The sequence below is a fragment of the Mycobacterium gordonae genome (genome assembly GCF_017086405.1).
In the GTDB taxonomy this organism is placed as follows: Bacteria; Actinomycetota; Actinomycetes; order Mycobacteriales; family Mycobacteriaceae; genus Mycobacterium; species Mycobacterium gordonae_D.
On record NZ_CP070973.1, the window covers coordinates 222,008 to 239,898 of the forward strand.

The following is a 17,891-nucleotide window of genomic DNA, read 5'->3' on the forward strand; positions in this document are numbered from 1 at the left end:
ATACACTGCACGCATGGCCCCGAAGGTGCGTGACGGCGAGACCACCCGAGCGACGATCCTGGCGACTGCGCGTTCGCAGTTCGGCGATCACGGCTTTGAGCGCACGACCATTCGGTCGGTTGCCGCGGCGGCCGGTGTGGACCCGGCGCTGGTCATGCACTACTTCGGCAGCAAGGCAGAACTATTCTCTGCCGCTTCACGATTCGACATCACCTTCCCTGACCTGTCTGACGTGGCGCCCGACCGCCTGGCCGACGTCCTGATGCCGCTCTTCGTTTCGGTCTGGGGCCCGGAGGGTGCCCTGCTGCCGCTGCTACGCGCGGCGGCCACCAACAAGGCAGCAGCCGCGGCCATGCTGGAAGTGTTTGTCGACCGTGTCGCCCCAGCCCTGGCCACCGCCGTCCCGGACCGCGCCGCTGAACGCGCCGCGCTGGTGGGCTCCCAGATTCTGGGCCTTGCGACGGCGCGCTACATCCTATGCATCCCGGCGGTGGCTGACATGGACGATGCGCAACTCGTCGAATGGCTGCGGCCGGTGCTCGCGCACTACCTCACCGGGTCTGCGCCGGCCTGATATCGAAGTGCGCCGTTTCCGGCGCGTCCAGCATGGACGTCAGGGTCGCGCGGTCCCACGGCCACAGGTCGATCGTGTTGCTGTCGGTGCGGTACCAGGAGTTACAGCCGGTGTTCCAGACGGTCGGCGTCATGGCCTCTGCCACGGCGGCATTGAACTCGTCGGTGGCTTCCTCGGTCACCTCGACCGATGACGCGGCGCCGTCCCGCAGCATCTGCAGGAACCGTGCGATGTAGTGAGCAGTCTGCTCAGCCGAGTACTGCAGCGAGATGGATCCGGTCGGGGAGTTGGGACCCAGCACGGTGAACAGGTTGGGAAACCCCGGAATTGCGGTCATTCGATAGGCGCGCGGCCCGCCGGCCCAGGCCTTGTCGATGGTGAGGCCGTCGCGTCCGGTGATCTCCATGGGCCGCATGTAGTTGTGCGCCTGGAATCCGGTGGCCAGCACGATGACATCGGCGTGGCGGTGCCGGCCGTCCGCGGTTCGAATCCCGGTCGGAGTGACTTCGGTGATCCGGTCGGTCACCAGCTCCGCGTTACCGGATTGGATTGCGCGGTAGTAGTTTCCGGAGACCACCTGCCGCTTGCACAGCGGCTGGTAGTCGGGGGTCAGCTTCTGCCGCAGCGCCTCGTCGCGCACCTGCAGCCGAAGGCACAGCCGGGCATAGTTCTGCACCATGCGGCGCCGCCACGACGGGCGAGTGGTGACGTCGGCAAGAATCCCCGATACCCAAAGCAATGCCTGATACAACCGATCATGGCCCGCCGGAAACCGTTTGAGCGCCGTGCTGAGAAACGCACTCTGGCGCAACGACATCGGCGCCCACAGAATCCACTGCGGCGACCGTACGTAATGGGCGATCGAGGTGGCTTCGGGTTGCAGCGCCGAGATGACCTGCACGCCGGTCGAACCCGTCCCGATCACCGCGACGTGCTTGCCGCGCGTGTCGGCGCTGTCGTCCCAACGCGCGGTGTGCACCACCGGGCCGGGAAATTCGTCGAGGCCGGCGATGTCGGGCACCGCAGGATGGTGCAGCACCCCGGTCGCGCAAACAACCACGTCCGCCTCGATCCGCTCGCCGGTCGCTGTGGTCAGCGCCCAGCTGGAGGCATCTTCGTTCCATTGCGCGGCAACGACTTCGGTGTTCAGACGGATCCGGTCGCCGAGTCCCAATGAGTCGACCACGCCACGGTGGTAGCGCTGGATGTCGCTTCCCTCCGCCCAGATATGGGACCAGTCGGGTTTCGGCGCCCAGCCGAACTGGTAGAGCTGCGAAGGGACGTCGCAGCGAAGACCCGGATAGCGGTTCCAGTGCCAAACCCCGCCGACGTCGGATGCCTTCTCGAGCACAGTGACATCTGTAAAACCGCGCTGGGTGAATACGTGCAGTGCGGTGATGCCGGCAAGTCCCGCGCCGATGATCACGACGCACGGTTCCCGGCTCATGCGTCGATCTCGCTGTGCGCCAGTGCTTCACGCACGGTGGCGGGTACCGTGGTCATGGCCGCCTCGAATGCGGCCCGGCGGCGGGCGCGGTTCATGAAGTTGGCACCGAGGCCGGCAAGGTCGGCGACCGTCGGCACGATCGGGACCACGCGCTGACCTCGCCCCCGCGCGGTGGCGATCTCGGACCACAGGCCGGACGACATCGGGCGCCGCAACAGCCGGTCCTCGAGTACGCCGCCAATTCCCGGGACGCGCACGCCGGGTGACGAGGCCATCGGCGCGATCACGTAGATGACGTCGGCGTCCGCGGGTCCGATGAGGTCCACCGAGGCCGTCGAGGCCGCCCCGCCGTCGACGTAGGTGCGTCCGCCGATGGTCACCGGCGGCATCCAGCCGGGAATAGCCCAGGATGCTCGAAGTGCCTCGCCAACTGTCACTTCCGGTGATTCATGTCCGCCGAACACGACCCGCCGGCCGGCCTGGACGTCGTAGGCCACCATCCGTGCGCCGGGATGGGCCAGCCATCGGTCGGACGACGCAAATCCGTCGGCCAACCGCTGCAGCCAGTCGGCGTCGCCGCGGCCGGTTGGCGCGATCCCGGTCAGCGCGGCTAGGCCGGACTGCGACCGCAGCAACGCCGGATTGAGCAACCGTGGCCGCGGAAGCGGGGGCAGGCCGGGCGGGGTGTCACCCATGTGCCGGCACAGCCTTTCGTCGGACGCCTGCCCGCGATGCATAGCGACCAGGTCGGCGACCGTGGCGCCGCCGCCGAGCATGGTGACGATCTCGGCGCCGGCCGACGTTCCCTGCAGGATGTCGGCCTTCGTGGGTTCGGTTCCGGTCTGGTCGGCCAGTGCATGCAGAGCGGCGACGATCCACGCGCCGCCGATCGTGCCGCCGCAACCGATGACCAAAGCCGTCTTAGAGGCTCTCGTTGTCACGGGTCTCCTTGTGTGCCGGGCTAACTACGCCCGTGCCGGCAACCTGCGTTCGATGATCTTCAGCGCGTGCTCGGCCCAGCGGATGTTTTCCTGCTCGAAAGATATGCCACGCAGCAAGGTCAGGTAAGGGCCGACCCGTTCGGCGTCGGTCACGAACTCCTCCTCGCTGCGGCCGGCGAGCAGGCGGGCCCGCAGCCGTTCATAGCGTTCGAGCTTTGCCTGGGCCCACTGCAGACGTTCTGCGATCGAGTCGCGAACGGCTGGGGTGTCGCCGGCATCGGCCGCGGCAACCTTGATCATCAGGTCGTCGCGCATCATCGACGGCTTGGGTGCCCTGGCGGTGAGCTGCTGAATCGCCTCGCGTCCCGCGTCGGTCAGCGAGAACATGCGCTTATTGGGGCGCCGTTCCTGGTGCACGACCCGCGCCCGAATCAGGCCCTGCTCGGACAGCCGGTCGAGCTCGCGGTAGAGCTGCTGCGGCGTGGCCATCCAGAAGTTGGCGACCGAGGCGTCGAATTCCTTGGCCAGGTCGTACCCCGAGTACTCACGTTCGAGGAGCGCGGTCAGCACGGCATCACGCAGCGACATCCGCTGATAATACACGATGCACCTATTCAACAAAGTGATTATTTGCCTATGGACATAAGCGCGGCCAGGATCTAGCGTCGAGCTCATCCACTCAACGAATTGACTATGGCGAGGTTTCTCATGCACCCCTTCCGGAAGGCCGTCGAGGCGCACGACGTGGAAGCCGTCGAGGCAATGCTGGCCGACGACGTGGTGTTCACGAGCCCGATCGTGTTCAAACCGTACGTCGGCAAGCCGATGACCAGTGCGCTGCTGCGCGGGGTGTTGCGGGTGTTCGAGGACTTCCGTTACGTCCGGGAGATTCATGACGATAACGGCCGCGACCACGCGTTCGTGTTCGAGGCGCTGGCGGCCGGCAAGCAAGTCACCGGCTGCGACTTCCTGCACTTCAACGAGGACGGCCTGATCGACGACTTCATGGTGATGGTGCGGCCGTTGTCCGGCGCCAAAGCCTTGCAGGAGGCGATGGGCGTGCAGTTCGACCGGATCACCGAAGAGGCGCTGGACTTCGCCTCCCGACTGGGTCAGGGCAGCTGACCATGCGGATCGGATTGGCGATCAACTACGCCGGTGGCTTCAAGGAAGTGGCCGCCGAAGTGGCCGACCTGGAACGCGCCGGGTTGGACATTGCGTTTGTGCCCGAGGCATATTCGTTCGACGCGGTGAGCACGCTGGGGTATCTGGCCGCCAGCACCGATCGCGTCGAGTTGGCCTCGGGCATTCTGCAGCTCTACACCCGGACCCCCACGCTCACTGCGATGACCGCCGCCGGCCTCGACTACGTCTCCGACGGCCGATTCACCCTCGGGCTGGGCGCCTCCGGACCACAGGTGATCGAGGGTTTCCACGGGGTTCCTTACGACGCGCCGATCGGACGCACCCGCGAAGTCATTGAGATCTGCCGGCAGGTGTGGCGCCGCGAGACGCTGAAATATCAGGGTAAGTACTACACGGTGCCGCTGCCGCCCGAGCAGGGCACCGGCCTGGGGAAGTCGCTCAAGCTGATCAATCACCCTGTGCGGGAACGGATCCCGATCCTCATCGCCGCGTTGGGGCCCAAGAACGTCGAGTTGGCCGCCGAACTGGCCGAAGGCTGGCAGCCGATCTTCTTTCTGCCGGAGAAGGCGCAGGACGTGTGGGGCGACGCCCTGGCGGCAGGCAAGTCCAAGCGCGATCCTGCCCTGGGCGACCTCGAAGTGTATGCCGGACCCACCTTGGCGATCGGCGAAAACGTCGAGCCGCTAAGGGAATTCGTCAAGCCGCACCTGGCGCTCTACATCGGCGGCATGGGCGCCAAGGGAAAGAATTTCTATCACACCCTGGCCACCAAGTACGGCTACGGCCCACAGGCCGACCGCATCCAGGAGCTGTACCTGTCCGGCGACAAGGAAGGCGCCGCCAAGGTTGTTCCCGACGACCTGGTGCGCGATCTCAACCTGATCGGCACCAGAGAGTTCGTCAACGAACGTGTGGCCGCGTTCCGGGAAGCAGGGGTGACGACGCTCAACGTGGTACCCATCGCGGGGACGGCAGCGGAGCGGGTCAAGCTCGTCGAGGAGCTGCGCGGGCTGGTCGACTGAGCCTGCGAGCTCAGGACGCGGGACGGCGGCGGGAGGAACCCGGAGGGACTGCAACACCGGTCATCGAATTCATCGCTTCAGCGAAACGCGGATAGATGATCGCGGGTCCGATCCATCGCGCCAGGTAGCGACGCAGGTCGGCGCCGCGGCGCGGCGGATGCCCGCGGTCGACGAGAAACGAGTGCAATATCCGCAGGCAGAATTCGGAGAGCTCGTCCAACGCGGCGTCGTCGAAACCATTCGCGTCCCAGTCGACGTCGTAGCGGTGCAGCATCGCTCGGCTGAACGTCACCGCCGTTTCAGACGTTATCGACGGAACCGCGCCACCCTGGTGCCGCTCGGTGAGGATGAGCCGGATGCGATCGTCAGCGGCCAGGTTCTCTATCGCGAACGCCAGGCCCGCCACCATTGCCCCGACCGGATCAGCCTGACCTCTGACGTGTTCGGCCAGCTGCTCGAGAAACCCGTCGCCGGATCGCATGGCGGTGGCCACCAACAGCGCCTCGGTGCCCGGGAAATAGCGGTAGACGGTCTGGCGCGTCACACCCAGATCCCGCGCGACGTCGGCAATGCGCATCGCGGACCCCCGGTCGGCGACGATCGCGTCAGCCGCGTCCAGGATGCGGGCGATCGCGTCCTCGTCGGAGGCGGGCGGATTGCCCGCCCAACCGTGACTACGTGCCACTACCGGCTCGTCCGTGCCGCTGACATGCGGCGATCATAACGGGGGCCGGGCACCCCAGCCCGGGTTGGCTCTCAGACATGCGTGCGTCTCGGGCCGGCGCCGGCCGGGAATAGCTAAGAGGGGCCTACATGACCCAGAGTTCGTGCGCCCTCACCGCTATCCATTGGCGGAATAACACGGAGGAACACCACCGCTAGTGATATGAATTCATCTTCGCGTAACTGTCGACGAACAAATTCGCACCGGGAATGTCCCGACGCAGTGCTGACCGTGGCTGTCACCAGTTAGCCAGTCTTCCAGGTCGATTCGACGAAGTTCTAGCCTGCGCGTGCGGCGGCGAGCCGGCAAGATCGTTAGCTCGTGTCGGCAAGCGCGGTCATTGGCTCATCGAGCGGTCGGGCTCACCATGGCTATCGCAAGAGTTCTGGTGGAATTGCAGCGAATTAAGCTTAGGGGCCCTAATATCTACCTTCACTCTCAGCTCACTACGCCATTCAGATAAGCCAGTCGGGAGCGCCGCGATGTCATACATTTTCTTAGCATCAGACCTCCTAGCGGCGGCCACCGCGAACGTGGCCGGCATCGGTTCGTCCGTGAACGCCGCTAATAACATGGCGGCGATCTCCACAACTGCGGTGCTGGCTGCGGGGGCTGATGAAGTCTCCGCGGCGATCGCGGCACTGTTTTCGGGCCATGGCCAGGCCTACCAGGCGATCGGCGCACAGGCGGCGGCGTTTCAGCAGCAATTCGTGCAAGCCTTGAGCGAAGCCGGGGCCGCGTACGCTGCCGCGGAGGCGGCCAATACGTCGCCCTTGCAGGCTGCCGGGCACCAGGTGCTGAGTGACATCAACGCGCGCACCAGCATGTGGTTTGGCCGCCCGTTGATCGGCGATGGCGCTGACGGCGCGCCGGGCTCCGGGCAGGCCGGCGGTCCGGGGGGGATCTTGTGGGGGAATGGCGGCAACGGAGGATCGGGGGCGCCCGGACAAGCCGGTGGCGCTGGCGGCGCGGCCGGACTAATCGGTACCGGCGGTGTCGGCGGTGTTGGGGGGGTCGGAGGTGCCGCGGGCGGTGTCGGCGGAAGTGGCGGCTGGTTGTGGGGCGATGGTGGAACCGGCGGTGTCGGCGGGATTGGGGTAACCGGTGCGATCGCGGGCCCCGGCGGAACGGGTGGTAGCGCGTGGTTACTCGGGAACGGCGGTGCCGGCGGCATCGGTGGGGCCGGCGCCGCTGGCGCAAACGGCACAGCGGGCAACCCCGGCACCTCGACGGCCGCGGGCGGTGCCGGCGGCATCGGTGGTGATGGTGGCTATGGCGGTATGGGTGGTGCTGGCGGCAACGGTGGGCTGCTGCACGGTGCCGGCGGGGCCGGCGGTCAGGGCGGGGTGGGCGGCGCAGGGGGAACCGGCGGCATAGGCGGCGCCGGTTGGGACGCCGTGGCCGCGGGCGCCTCCGGTGGTACGGGCGGCGACAGCGGTACAGGTGGCAACGGCGGCTCCGGCGGCATGGGCGGCACTGGTGGGCGCGGTTCGGCGCTGACCGGCATCGCAGGCGCCAACGGTAACGGGGGGGCGGGCGGAGCGGGTGGAGACGCTGGCGCACCAGGTGACGGCGGGATGGGTGGCAAGGGTAGCGCCGCCAATCCAACCGGTGGCAGCGGCGGCACCGGAGGCGACGCGGGCGGCGTGGGCGTGGGCGGCGCCGGAGGTGCCGCGGGCGGTGTGGGTGCCACCGCCGGCGCTGTCGGCGCCACGGGCAATCTGATACCCGGCAACGGCGGGAACGGAGGTGCCGGGGGCGCCGGCTACGACGCGGCCAGTGACCTCCTCGCGGCGCCTGGCACGCCTGGCGGCAAAGGCGGGAACGGCGGTAACGGCGGCAAATACGGATTCGGCGGAACAGGCGGGGTCGGAGGTGACGCAGCATCCGGCGGAGCTGTCGGTGGTAACGGTGGGAGCGGGGGCAACAGCGGTTCGATGGGCGGGATCGGCGGCGCCGGCGGCGACGGGGGCGGCGGCACCGGCAGCGGCGTAGGTGGCGCCGGCGGGGCCGGCGGTACCGGCTACAACACCGGAACAGAAAGCGCGGTCGGCGGTTCCGGGGGCGACGGCGGTAGTGCCGTCAATGGCCGTGGCGGAACAGGAGGAGCGGGCGGTAGTGCCATCCACGACGGAGCGGGCACCGCTATCGGCGGCACCGCTGGGGTTGGCGGCTCGGGTGCTGGAGGGGGAGGTAACGGCGGGGCCGGGGGCGATGCGCTTAACACCGGAACCGGTGACGCCATTGGCGCAGCCGGCGCCGATGGCACCAGTAGCGGCCTCACCGCCACGGGCGGGGCCGGTGGCGCTGGCGGCAGCGCGACCATTTCTAGCAGCGCCTCGTCGGCAACTGCCACCGGGGGTGCCGGCGGTAGAGGTGGCGACGGCGCCAACGGAGGTTGGGGCGGGGCCGGTGGTCTGGCGTCTACCAGCGGAACCGGACGCGTCGCCCCTGGCGCCGGCGGAGCTGGTGGCATCGGCATCACGCTAGAAGGCGGGCCCGGTGGGGGCGGCGGCGAGGCCAGAATCACCAATACCGCCTCGACTGCCGATGCCGTCGGCGGGCGGGGCGGAGCCGGTGGTGATGGTGTCAGCCGTGGTGGTGCCGGCGGGATGGGCGGCTTCGCGCAACACGACAGCGTTGTGGCCACAACGGCGGCGATCGGCGGTGACGGCGGCGTCGGTGGCAACGCCACTGCTGGAATCGGAGGCGTCGGCGGCCTCGGCGGTACGGCGATTCATACCGGTGCGGGCGATGCCGTCGGGGGCGCCGCGGCAGCCGGCGGCATCGGTCCCGCGGGTGGCGGCCGGGGCGGCAGCGGTGGCCTTGCCGTCAACCAGGGAACTGGCAACGCCTTCGGTGGCGCCGGCGCGGCCGGCACCAGTGGCGGGGCCACCGGAAACGGCGGGGACGGCGGGGACGGCGGACTCGCGCAAGTCAACAACATGGCTTCCGGAGGATCCGCGACGGGGGGGACAGCCGGGGCCGGCGGGGACGGCACCGTCGGCGGTGCCGGCGGGGAGGGCGGATCAGCGCAAGTCAACGGAACCGGAAGCGCCACGGCCGGTGACGGTGCGGCTGGCGGAGACGGCATCACCGGAGTCGGCGGGGCCGGCGGTAAGGGTGGCGTTGCGCGCATCACCCAGAGCGCGTCTGGGTCCACTGCCACCGGCGGGGATGGCGGGCAAGGTGGGACCGGCACGACTGGCGGCGCCGGTGGGAGCGGCGGTTTGGCGCTCACGTCCGGAACCGGAAACGTCAACCCTGGCAACGGCGGAGCGGGCGGCACGGGCACCGTCGGCGGCGGCGGAAACGGTGGAAGAGGTGGCACCGCGCAGATCGACAACAGTGCCTCGACATTTGACGCCGTTGGTGGCGCCGGCGGTGCCGGGGGGCAAGGCGTCGACAACACGGATGGCTTGCAGGGCGAGGGCGGCACGGGCGGCTCGGGGTTCAGCCGCAGTAGCGTTGCGACGACACGAGCTATCGGCGGTGACGGCGGAGCGGGCGGGGACGTTACCGCCGGAACCGGCGGTAAAGGTGGGACGGGTGGTATCGGCAGCCATCGAGGAGCTGGTGACGCCCTCGGCGGCGAAGGCGGTACCGCCGGCGCCGGCCCCACAGGTGGCGGCGCCGGCGGATCGGGTGGCTTCGCCCTGAATGAGGGAACCGGCGACGCATTCGGCGGCGCCGGGGCGGACGGCACCGGGGGCGGTAGCACCGGCACCGGTGGGGCCGGCGGAAACGGCGGCGAAGCGCAGGTCAATAACGCGACTTCTGCTGGATCTGCCTCCGGCGGCGCTGGCGGTGCCGGCGCCGACGGCACCGTCGGCGGCAGCGGCGGTGCGGGCGGTAGAGGGGCAACATCAGGAGTCGGGCCGGCCAGTGGTGGCGACGGTGGGGATGGCGGAAACAGTTCAGCACCCTCGGCCGCCGGCGGCGCCGGCGGCGCGGGGGGCAACGCCTTTGCTCCGGCCGCGGTCGATGCCACACCTGGCCTCGGCGGTTCCGGAGGCGGGGCTGGACTGGGCGGTTCCCCGGGTGCGGACGGCCCGGACGGAATCGTTGGTTGACCACCGATCTTGCAGTTCGGGTAGCGAACACGGCGCATATGGTTGCGAGCACTAGTCGTTGCAGATGGCTCCCAAGAGCCGCGTGTCGTGACTATCCCTGGAATGGCCCGTCGTCTGGAATTGTGGTCCGGGGATGGACGCGGCCGCGGTCCGGCGGTGACCTCCAAGCATGCCCGCGGCCATCACTCCGCGCACCACGACCGCCGACTGGGCGGTGCGGAGCATCTGCCCCGTCGGCGAATCCGGTTCGTGGATAGCCGATCCGGCGCGCATCTCGCTGGGCGGTGAACTGCCGATCAACACCGCGGGCGGGCAACTGTCCGGCGGCCGTCTGCACGTTTTCGGGCATCTCCATGAAGCTTGTCTGCAGATCCGGGGGAGGCCGGGGCGCGCCAGGTCGACGGAGCCGGGCTGGCCGCCGTCGGCGTGGGGGCAGCCAACAGCGGTACGACCGCGATGTTGCTGCGACAGGCTTGAGCTGAGCGACCGGCCCGGACCGTCAGCCTTGCATGTAGCCCCCGGCGTCGACCGGAATGGACTGGCCGGTGATGGTCCGGCTTTCGTCGCTGGCCAGAAACAAGGCCAGATTGGCGACATCGTCGGTCGTCGAAATTGCATGTAATGCAACGGCTTTGAGGGATCGTTCCCGGACCACCGCGCCGTCCACCCCTTCCTCGCGCGCAATCCGCTCCACCCAGTTGCGGTACAGATCGGTGTCTATGCTGCCGGGCACGATGCAATTGCACCGGATGCCGTGCGGCCCCACCTCGAGTGCCACTGCCTTGGTGAAGGCGCGCAACGACGCCTTGGCGGTGACGTAGTGAGGGACGCCGTGGAGGAGAAATTGAGGATGACGCCGGATCGGCGCTGCAGCATCGACTGCAGCAGAACGTGTTTTGTGCACAGCATCGCGGCCGTGACGTCGATGGCGATGGTTGAGTTCCAGTTGTCGAGCGTCTGCTCCCACACCCACTTGTCCTGGCCCGGCGCCGCGGCACTGTTGCAGAGGATGTCAACGTGTCCGAATGCCTCCACGGTGCGGGACACCAGTGCTGTCACGTCGTCTTCACTGGTGACGTCCGCGCGAACGGCGATGGCGTTCGGACCGGCCTCCTTCGCAGCCTCGCGCACCAGTTCTTCGCGCCGGGCCGCCAGCATGACCCGGGCGCCTTCCCGGGTGAAGGTGGCGCCCATGGTTCGCCCGAGACCGGCGCTGGCTCCGGTTATGATCGCCACCTTGCCCGCCAGGCGTCCTTCTGTCACCGCTGCCCTCCCTGAAGCCGGCCACTGGAAGCCGACTCACCTGGCAGTCTCGCAGGCCTTTTATTGACGCACTAGTCTGCGAATATGGGACTCGCCCGACTTTTCCTGGAATGGCCCGTCGTCCGGCAATTGAGGTCCGGGGACGGACTTGGCCGCGGTCTGGCGGTGACCTCCAAGCACACCCGCGCCATCACCCCGCGCACCACGACCGCCGACCGGGTGGTGCAGAGCATCTGCCCGTACTGTGCGGTTGGCTGTGGGCAGAAGGTCTACGTCAAGGACGAGAGGGTCGTGCAGATCGAGGGTGACCCCGACTCGCCGATATCCCGCGGCCGGCTGTGCCCCAAAGGCTCGGCCAGCGAACAACTCGTCAACTCCCCGGGCCGGCAGATGAAGGTCCTCTACCGCGCGCCCGGCGCCACCGAATGGAAACCGCTTGAGCTCGACCGGGCGATCGACATGGTCGCCGACCGATTCGTCGAAGCTCGCCGGCACGCCTGGCAGGACATCGACAAGCACGGTCATCCACTCCGGCGCACCATGAAGATCGCCGCGTTGGGCGGCGCCACGCTGGACAACGAAGAGAACTACATCATCAAGAAACTCTTCACCGCCGCAGGCGCGATCCAGATCGAAAACCAAGCCCGTATTTGACACTCCGCCACGGTTCCCGGTCTGGGAACCTCCCTCGGGCGCGGCGGCGCCACCCAATCACTGCAAGACATGGCCAATGCGGACTGCATTGTCATACAGGGCTCCAACATGGCCGAGTGCCACCCCGTCGGCTTCCAGTGGGTGGAAGAGGCTAAGGCCCGCGGCGCCAAGCTGATTCACGTCGACCCACGCTTCACCCGCACCTCGGCCGTGTCCAACAAACACATCCCGATCCGGGCGGGATCCGATGTTGTGCTGCTCGGCGCGTTGATCAACTACGTGATCGCCCACGACCTCTGGTTCAGGGAATACGTGCTGGCCTACACCAACGCCGCCACCTTGATCAACGAAAACTACCGTGACAGCGAGGATTTGGGCGGGCTGTTCTCCGGCTTCGATCCGGAGACGGGCCAGTACGACATCTCCACGTGGGCGTACGCGGGACAAGAAGGCGCCGATGATCCCGAACACGGGGCCAGCGCGTCGGCCCGCGCCGCGGGTGATGCGCACGGCAGCGGCGGCCCGCCGTTGCCGCACGCCCGCGTCCAGCGCGACGAGACATTGCAGCACCCGCGCTCGGTGTTCCAGATTCTCAAGCGGCACTACGCGCGCTACACCCCGGAGATGGTGCGCGACGTCTGTGGGATCAGTGTCGAGGACTTCGACTACCTCGCCCGTGCCGTCACCGAAAACTCCGGCCGCGAACGCACCACCTGCTTCGCTTACGCGGTGGGCTGGACCCAGCACACGCTCGGAGCCCAATTCATCCGCACCGCAACGATTCTGCAGCTGTTGCTGGGCAACATCGGGCGGCCCGGCGGCGGCATCATGGCGCTGCGCGGGCACGCCACCATCCAGGGCTCCACCGACATCCCCACGTTGTTCAACCTGCTGCCCGGCTACCTGTCCATGCCGAAGGCCGGCGTGCACGACACCTACCAGCAGTACATCGAGGCGGTCGGCCCGAAGAACCAGAAGGGCTTCTGGGCCAACGCCGACAGCTACATGGTGAGCCTGCTCAAGGCATGGTGGGGCGATGCCGCCCGCGAAGACAACGACTGGGCCTACGACTACCTGCCGCGCCTGTCCGGCCCGCACGGCACCTATCAAACGGTCATGTCGATGCTCGAAGACGAGGTCGACGGCTACTTCCTGCTGGGCCAGAACCCTGCCGTCGGATCGGCGCACGGCCGCATGCAGCGTATGGGCATGTCGCACCTGAAGTGGCTGGTGGTGCGCGACCTGAATTTGATCGAGTCGGCCACCTTCTGGAAGGACGGCCCCGAGATCGCCTCCGGCGAACTCAAGACCGAAGAGATCGACACCGAGGTGTTCTTCTTCCCGGCGGCCACCCATGTCGAGAAGGCAGGCTCGTTCACCCAGACCCAACGGTTGGTGCAGTGGCGGCACCAGGCCGTCCAGCCGCCCGGTGACTGCCAGAGCGAACTGCAGTTCTTCGTCGAGCTGGGCAAGCGCATCAGGCAGCGACTGGCCGGCTCGACCGACGAGCGTGACCGCCCGCTGCTCGATCTGACCTGGGACTACCCCACCGACGAACACGGCGAACCAGACTCCACGGCGGTGCTGGCCGAGATCAGCGGCTGCTACCTGACCGGGCCAAAGGCGGGTCAGCCGGTACCGGGTTACACCGAACTGGCCGCCGACGGATCGACGGCCTGCGGATGCTGGATCTACTCGGGGGTATACGCCGACGGGGTCAACCAGGCCGCGCGCCGGGTACCGCTCGGCGGCCCGAGTCCGAGTCAGTCGGAATGGGGCTGGGCCTGGCCGGCCGACCGGCGCATCCTCTACAACCGCGCTTCGGCCGATCCGGACGGCAACCCGTGGAGCGAGCGCAAACGCTACATCTGGTGGGACGCTCAGCACCGGCGCTGGGTGGGGGATGACGTGCCCGACTTCCCCGTCGACCGCGCCCCCGAGGTTCGCCCCGATCCGGACGTCGGCGGGCCGGACGCATTGGCCGGCGATGACCCGTTCATCATGCAGGCCGACGGTAAGGCGTGGCTGTTCGCGCCCAAGGGCCTCGTGGACGGACCGTTGCCCACGCACTACGAGCCGCAGGAGTCGCCGGTGGCCAATGCGCTGTACCCGCAGCAGCAGAGCCCGTCGCGAATCATGTTCCCGCGCAAAGACAATCTGTTTGCACCCAGTGCCGGCGAGGCCGGCGACGACGTGTACCCCTACGTGTTCACCACCTATCGGCTCACCGAACACCACACCGCGGGCGGGATGAGCCGCTGGTTGCCGTACCTGGCCGAGCTGCAGCCGGAGATGTTCTGCGAGGTGTCCCCGGAGCTGGCCGCCGAACGCGGCCTGGAGCCCTACGGCTGGGCGACGATCGTGTCGCCGCGGGCGGCGATCGAGGCCAAGGTGCTCGTCACCGAACGGATGCGACCGCTGGTGATCGGCGGGCACACCATCCACCAGATCGGGTTGCCGTACCACTGGGGTGTGGGCAGCGACGCCGTGGTGAGCGGCGACGCGGCCAACGACCTGCTCGGGGTGGTGCTGGACCCGAACGTGCAGATTCAGGAGTCCAAGACCGGATCCTGTGACATCCGCCCGGGCCGGCGGCCACAGGGGGACGAGTTGTTGCGCCTGATCGAGGAGTACCAGTCGCGTGCGGGGGTAACCGTCGAGACGGACAATGTCCGCTTGACGACGTCCGAACCACACATTCCGCGACGGGAGGGCTGATGGCGCAGCGCGAGGGTTGGCCGGATCCGAAGCCGCGCAAGGGCTTTTTCACCGATACCTCCATCTGCATCGGCTGTAAGGCATGCGAGGTGGCCTGCAAGGAGTGGAACCGCAACCCGCGCGACGGTGACCTGGAGATACTGGGCTCGTCCTACGACAACACCGGACACCTGGGCGCCAGCACCTGGCGGCACGTCGCGTTCATCGAACAAGGCTCGGAGCGCATCGAGCAGGCCCGTGAATCAGGGCGTGCCCTGGTGGGCCTGGGCATGCCGTCCGTGGCCGGGGCCCCCGAAGCCCTGGACACCACTCCACCCGATACGCCCGAGTTCCGCTGGCTGATGGCCTCGGACGTGTGCAAGCACTGCACCCACGCCGGCTGCCTTGACGTCTGCCCGACGGGCGCGCTGTTCCGCACCGAATTCGGCACCGTCGTGGTGCAGGACGATGTCTGCAACGGGTGCGGTACCTGTGTGGCCGGCTGTCCGTTCGGTGTCGTGGAGCGCCGCAGCGATGGCACCTACGCGACCCCGGCGAAGCGGTCAGAACGTCCCGAACATGGCTTCGTGACGGGAGTGGCCCAAAAATGCACGCTCTGCTATGACCGGCTGCTCGCAGACCAGACGCCCGCGTGCGCCCAGACCTGTCCGACCACATCGATCAAGTTCGGCGACCACGACGATCTCGTCGCCCAGGCCCGCGACCGGGTCGCCGCGCTGCACGCCGAGGGCATGACCGAAGCGCGCCTCTACGGCGCCAACGAGCACGATGGCGTCGGTGGCACCGGCTCGGTCTTCCTGCTCCTCGACGAGCCCGAGGTGTACGGGCTGCCGCCGGACCCGCGGGTATGCACGGCGGATCTGATGACCATGTTCAAGCGGGCCGGGGTGGCCGCCGCGGGGATGTTCGCCGCCGGCGCGCTGGCCTTTTGGCGGGGCCGGTGAGCACCTCCGAGTACGACAGCCTGCGGCCGCCGTCGGGCTCGGGTGGCAAGCGCCACCGGGGCGGCGACGGTAAGCGGCGCCGTCGCGACGAGTCGTTGATGGTGCCGGATGCGGAGTTCTCGTCCTATTACGGGCGCCCGGTGGTCAAGCCGGCGCCCTGGGGTCACGAGGTCGCCGCGTATCTGTTCCTCGGCGGGGTGGCCGGCGGATCCGGCCTGTTGGCCGCCGGTGCTCAGCTGACCGGACGAAAAGTGTTGCGCCGCAACACCAGGCTCGCCGCGCTGGGTGCGGTGATGCTGGGCGCGGTCGCGCTGGTCATGGACTTGGGCCGGCCCGAACGGTTCGTCAACATGTTGCGCACCTTCAAGCTGACCTCACCCATGAGCGTCGGCTCCTGGATTCTCAGCTTCTTCAGCGCGGGCATCGGGGTGGCCGCGGCGTCCGAGGTCGACCGGATGACCGGCGAGCGCCTGCCCCTCGGTCCGCTGCGGCCCGTGCTGCGCGCCATGGAGGGACCGGCCGGTCTGGAGGCCGCCCTGTTCGCTCCGCCACTGGCGGTGTACACAGCAGTGTTGTTGTCCGACACCGCAACCCCGACGTGGAACGCCGCCCACAAGGACCTGCCTTTCGTCTTCGTCAGCTCCGCGAGCCTGGCCGCATCGGGTCTGGCGATGATCACCACCCCGGTCGCCGAAGCCGGGCCGGCCCGCCGGTTGGCTGTCATCGGCGCGGTGAGCGACCTGATCTCCGCCCGGGTCACGGAGTACCGGATGGACCCGGTGACGAGAGAACCGCTGCACCAGGGCAGACCCGGCCGACTGCTGCAGTGCAGTGAAATACTCGCCGCCGCCGGCGGTCTGGGCGCTCTCCTCGGAGGCGGGCGCCGCGGTGTGGCCGCCCTCTCCGGTGTGGCACTACTGACGGCGTCGGCGATGTTGCGGTTCGGATTCTTCGAAGCCGGCCTGGAATCGGCGCGCGATCCCCGCTACACGATCGAGCCGCAGAAGCGCCGGTTGGCGAAGCGTCGGGCTGCTGGGCTCACCGACGACTCGATCACCAGTGCTGGTTGAAGCCGGTTACCGGATTTCGATACCGCTGCCCGCCACGGTGTGGCCGATGACCGGGTAACCCGGTAGCTCGCCGACCACCAACAGCCCGCCGGAGGTTTGGGCGTCGGCCAGCAGCAGCAGGTCGTCTTCGATGACATCCGAGGCGGTTCGCAGGTGGGGCCGCACCCAGTCGAGATTGCGCCGGGTGCCGCCCGAGACGAACCCGTCGTCCAGGGCTGCGCGGGCCGCCTCGAGCACGGGCACCGCGGCGCGGTCGAGGACGGCGCCGACGCCGGAGGCCCGGCACATTTTGTGCAGATGCCCCAGCAGCCCGAATCCGGTGACGTCGGTGGCCGCTCGGACGCCAGCCCTGAGTGCCGCCTCGGACGCATCGCGGTTGAGCCGGGTCATGAGGTCGATTGACTCCGGGCAGATCTCACCGGTCTGCTTGTGCCGGTTGTTGAGCAGGCCGACGCCCAGCGGTTTGGTGAGGGTCAGCGGCAGACCCGGCTCGGCTGCGTCGTTGCGGAGCAATTTCGTGGGGTCGGCCACGCCGGTGACGGCCATCCCGTACTTGGGTTCCGGGTCGTCGATGGAGTGGCCGCCGATGACCGGGCAGCCGGCCTGCGAGGCCACCGCCAGCCCGCCGCGCAGCACCTCCGTCATCAATTCCAGCGGCAGGGTGTCGCGTGGCCACCCGACGAGGTTGATTGCGACCACCGGGCGCCCGCCCATCGCGTAGATGTCGGACAGCGCGTTGGCGGCGGCGATGCGCCCCCAGTCGTAGGCGTCGTCGACGACCGGGGTGAAGAAGTCCGCGGTGGACAGCACCGCCAGGTCGCCGACCAGGACAGCGGCCGCGTCGTCACCGTCGTCGAGGCCGACCAGCACATCGGGCCCGGACTGGCCGGTCAGCCCGCGCACCGCCTCCTCGAGTTCGCCGGGTGGGATTTTGCAGGCACAGCCCCCGCCGTGCGCGTAGCCGGTGAGCCGCGTCATGGCCCGAGCGTACGTGGCCCGCGTGGCGCTACCTGGTGTCGCTGCAAGGTTGGCAGACCGAATGCCCCGATCTCCAGAGCTGCTGGGGCAGCAGTGCCTGTTCATGTCCGTCACACTGGCCAGCGACAATCCCCGGCTCAGTCGACGCGCGAACCGCCCACCTCAGCGCGGCAACGCCACCGCACCCACCCGGTACGTTTACCGGGGAGGCGTTTGGGTTCCTGGTGGTCCCCCCGGTCTTCAAAACCGGTGAGATCGAGCATCTCGGTCTGGCGGGTTCGATTCCCGTCCGCCTCCGCTTTTGCTTCAAAGAGTGAAAGCCCACCGAGAGAGGTCA

At 68.4% G+C, this 17,891-nt stretch carries 12 protein-coding genes, 1 tRNA gene and 2 pseudogenes; 9 read left to right on the plus strand and 6 right to left on the minus strand.

Annotation, left to right across the window (positions count from 1 at the left end; all coding sequences use genetic code 11):
• Nucleotides 1-13 precede the first annotated feature (13 nt).
• Nucleotides 14-574, plus strand: coding sequence for a TetR/AcrR family transcriptional regulator (locus JX552_RS01000; RefSeq protein WP_205875689.1), 561 nt, complete (start codon nt 14-16; stop codon nt 572-574).
• Here JX552_RS01000 and JX552_RS01005 read toward each other — a convergent pair.
• Genes JX552_RS01005 through JX552_RS01015 form a run of 3 tightly spaced genes read right to left on the minus strand, consistent with a single transcriptional unit; the run spans nt 552 to nt 3,550 of the window.
• The gene (locus JX552_RS01005) at nt 552-2,021 is read right to left on the minus strand and encodes a flavin-containing monooxygenase (protein WP_205875690.1); all 1,470 of its coding nucleotides are present in this window, start codon (nt 2,019-2,021) and stop codon (nt 552-554) included. The two genes, JX552_RS01000 and JX552_RS01005, sit on opposite strands and share 23 nt — an antisense overlap.
• A complete protein-coding gene (locus tag JX552_RS01010; protein WP_205875691.1) occupies nt 2,018-2,962 on the minus strand; it encodes a patatin-like phospholipase family protein in 945 nt (314 codons plus the stop codon). The genes JX552_RS01005 and JX552_RS01010 overlap by 4 nt, the downstream gene beginning before the upstream one ends.
• Nucleotides 2,963-2,986: 24 nt before the next feature.
• Nucleotides 2,987-3,550, minus strand: a complete 564-nt coding sequence (locus JX552_RS01015; protein WP_205875692.1) for a PadR family transcriptional regulator — start codon at nt 3,548-3,550, stop codon at nt 2,987-2,989.
• A 120-nt stretch (nt 3,551-3,670) separates the two neighbouring features.
• On the opposite strand from JX552_RS01015, the gene JX552_RS01020 reads away from it, so the two are divergent.
• Nucleotides 3,671-4,087 (plus strand): nuclear transport factor 2 family protein, encoded by a 417-nt coding sequence (locus tag JX552_RS01020; RefSeq protein WP_205878128.1) that lies wholly within the window; start codon nt 3,671-3,673, stop codon nt 4,085-4,087.
• Between the two features lie 2 nt (nt 4,088-4,089).
• On the plus strand, nt 4,090-5,130 hold the full coding sequence (locus JX552_RS01025; protein ID WP_205875693.1) for an LLM class F420-dependent oxidoreductase: 1,041 nt from the start codon (nt 4,090-4,092) through the stop codon (nt 5,128-5,130).
• A 10-nt stretch (nt 5,131-5,140) separates the two neighbouring features.
• Here JX552_RS01025 and JX552_RS01030 read toward each other — a convergent pair whose 3' ends face one another.
• Nucleotides 5,141-5,815 carry a TetR/AcrR family transcriptional regulator gene (locus JX552_RS01030; protein WP_205875694.1) on the minus strand — a complete coding sequence of 225 codons (675 nt, stop codon included), beginning with the start codon at nt 5,813-5,815 and terminating at the stop codon, nt 5,141-5,143.
• A 521-nt stretch (nt 5,816-6,336) separates the two neighbouring features.
• Here JX552_RS01030 and JX552_RS01035 point away from each other — a divergent pair.
• A complete protein-coding gene (locus JX552_RS01035; protein ID WP_205875695.1) occupies nt 6,337-9,927 on the plus strand; it encodes a PE family protein in 3,591 nt (1,196 codons plus the stop codon).
• Between the two features lie 169 nt (nt 9,928-10,096).
• Nucleotides 10,097-10,258: pseudogene (locus tag JX552_RS33875) on the plus strand (hypothetical protein); the annotation flags it as partial.
• 168 nt (nt 10,259-10,426) lie between these two features.
• Here JX552_RS33875 and JX552_RS01045 read toward each other — a convergent pair.
• A pseudogene (locus tag JX552_RS01045) lies at nt 10,427-11,121 on the minus strand (SDR family NAD(P)-dependent oxidoreductase).
• Nucleotides 11,122-11,274: 153 nt separating this feature from the next.
• Between JX552_RS01045 and fdh the strand changes: the two are divergent.
• From fdh to nrfD, 3 genes are read left to right on the plus strand one after another with little or no spacing between them, the layout of a single operon-like run.
• Nucleotides 11,275-14,562, plus strand: a complete 3,288-nt coding sequence (fdh, locus tag JX552_RS01055; RefSeq protein WP_241010837.1) for a formate dehydrogenase — start codon at nt 11,275-11,277, stop codon at nt 14,560-14,562.
• On the plus strand, nt 14,562-15,506 hold the full coding sequence (locus JX552_RS01060; RefSeq protein ID WP_205875698.1) for a 4Fe-4S dicluster domain-containing protein: 945 nt from the start codon (nt 14,562-14,564) through the stop codon (nt 15,504-15,506). Before fdh ends, JX552_RS01060 begins: the two co-directional genes overlap by 1 nt.
• A complete protein-coding gene (gene nrfD / locus JX552_RS01065; protein WP_241010838.1) occupies nt 15,503-16,576 on the plus strand; it encodes an NrfD/PsrC family molybdoenzyme membrane anchor subunit in 1,074 nt (357 codons plus the stop codon). Before JX552_RS01060 ends, nrfD begins: the two co-directional genes overlap by 4 nt.
• Before the next feature lie 6 nt (nt 16,577-16,582).
• Here the strand turns inward: nrfD and selD are convergent, their stop codons facing one another.
• Nucleotides 16,583-17,554 carry a selenide, water dikinase SelD gene (gene selD / locus JX552_RS01070; RefSeq protein WP_205875700.1) on the minus strand — a complete coding sequence of 324 codons (972 nt, stop codon included), beginning with the start codon at nt 17,552-17,554 and terminating at the stop codon, nt 16,583-16,585.
• A gap of 205 nt (nt 17,555-17,759) precedes the next feature.
• Here selD and JX552_RS01075 point away from each other — a divergent pair.
• Nucleotides 17,760-17,853: transfer RNA gene (locus JX552_RS01075), tRNA-Sec, on the plus strand.
• The last annotated feature ends 38 nt before the right edge of the window (nt 17,854-17,891 follow it).

What these genes read in the sequence shown, in the direction of transcription:
- JX552_RS01000 (WP_205875689.1), top strand. Translation starts at nt 14, where the DNA reads ATGGCCCCGAAGGTGCGTGACGGCGAGACCACCCGAGCGACGATCCTG.
- JX552_RS01005 (WP_205875690.1), bottom strand. Translation starts at nt 2,021, where the DNA reads ATGAGCCGGGAACCGTGCGTCGTGATCATCGGCGCGGGACTTGCCGGC.
- JX552_RS01015 (WP_205875692.1), bottom strand. Translation starts at nt 3,550, where the DNA reads ATGTCGCTGCGTGATGCCGTGCTGACCGCGCTCCTCGAACGTGAGTAC.
- JX552_RS01020 (WP_205878128.1), top strand. Translation starts at nt 3,671, where the DNA reads ATGCACCCCTTCCGGAAGGCCGTCGAGGCGCACGACGTGGAAGCCGTC.
- JX552_RS01025 (WP_205875693.1), top strand. Translation starts at nt 4,090, where the DNA reads ATGCGGATCGGATTGGCGATCAACTACGCCGGTGGCTTCAAGGAAGTG.
- JX552_RS01035 (WP_205875695.1), top strand. Translation starts at nt 6,337, where the DNA reads ATGTCATACATTTTCTTAGCATCAGACCTCCTAGCGGCGGCCACCGCG.
- JX552_RS01060 (WP_205875698.1), top strand. Translation starts at nt 14,562, where the DNA reads ATGGCGCAGCGCGAGGGTTGGCCGGATCCGAAGCCGCGCAAGGGCTTT.
- selD (WP_205875700.1), bottom strand. Translation starts at nt 17,554, where the DNA reads ATGACGCGGCTCACCGGCTACGCGCACGGCGGGGGCTGTGCCTGCAAA.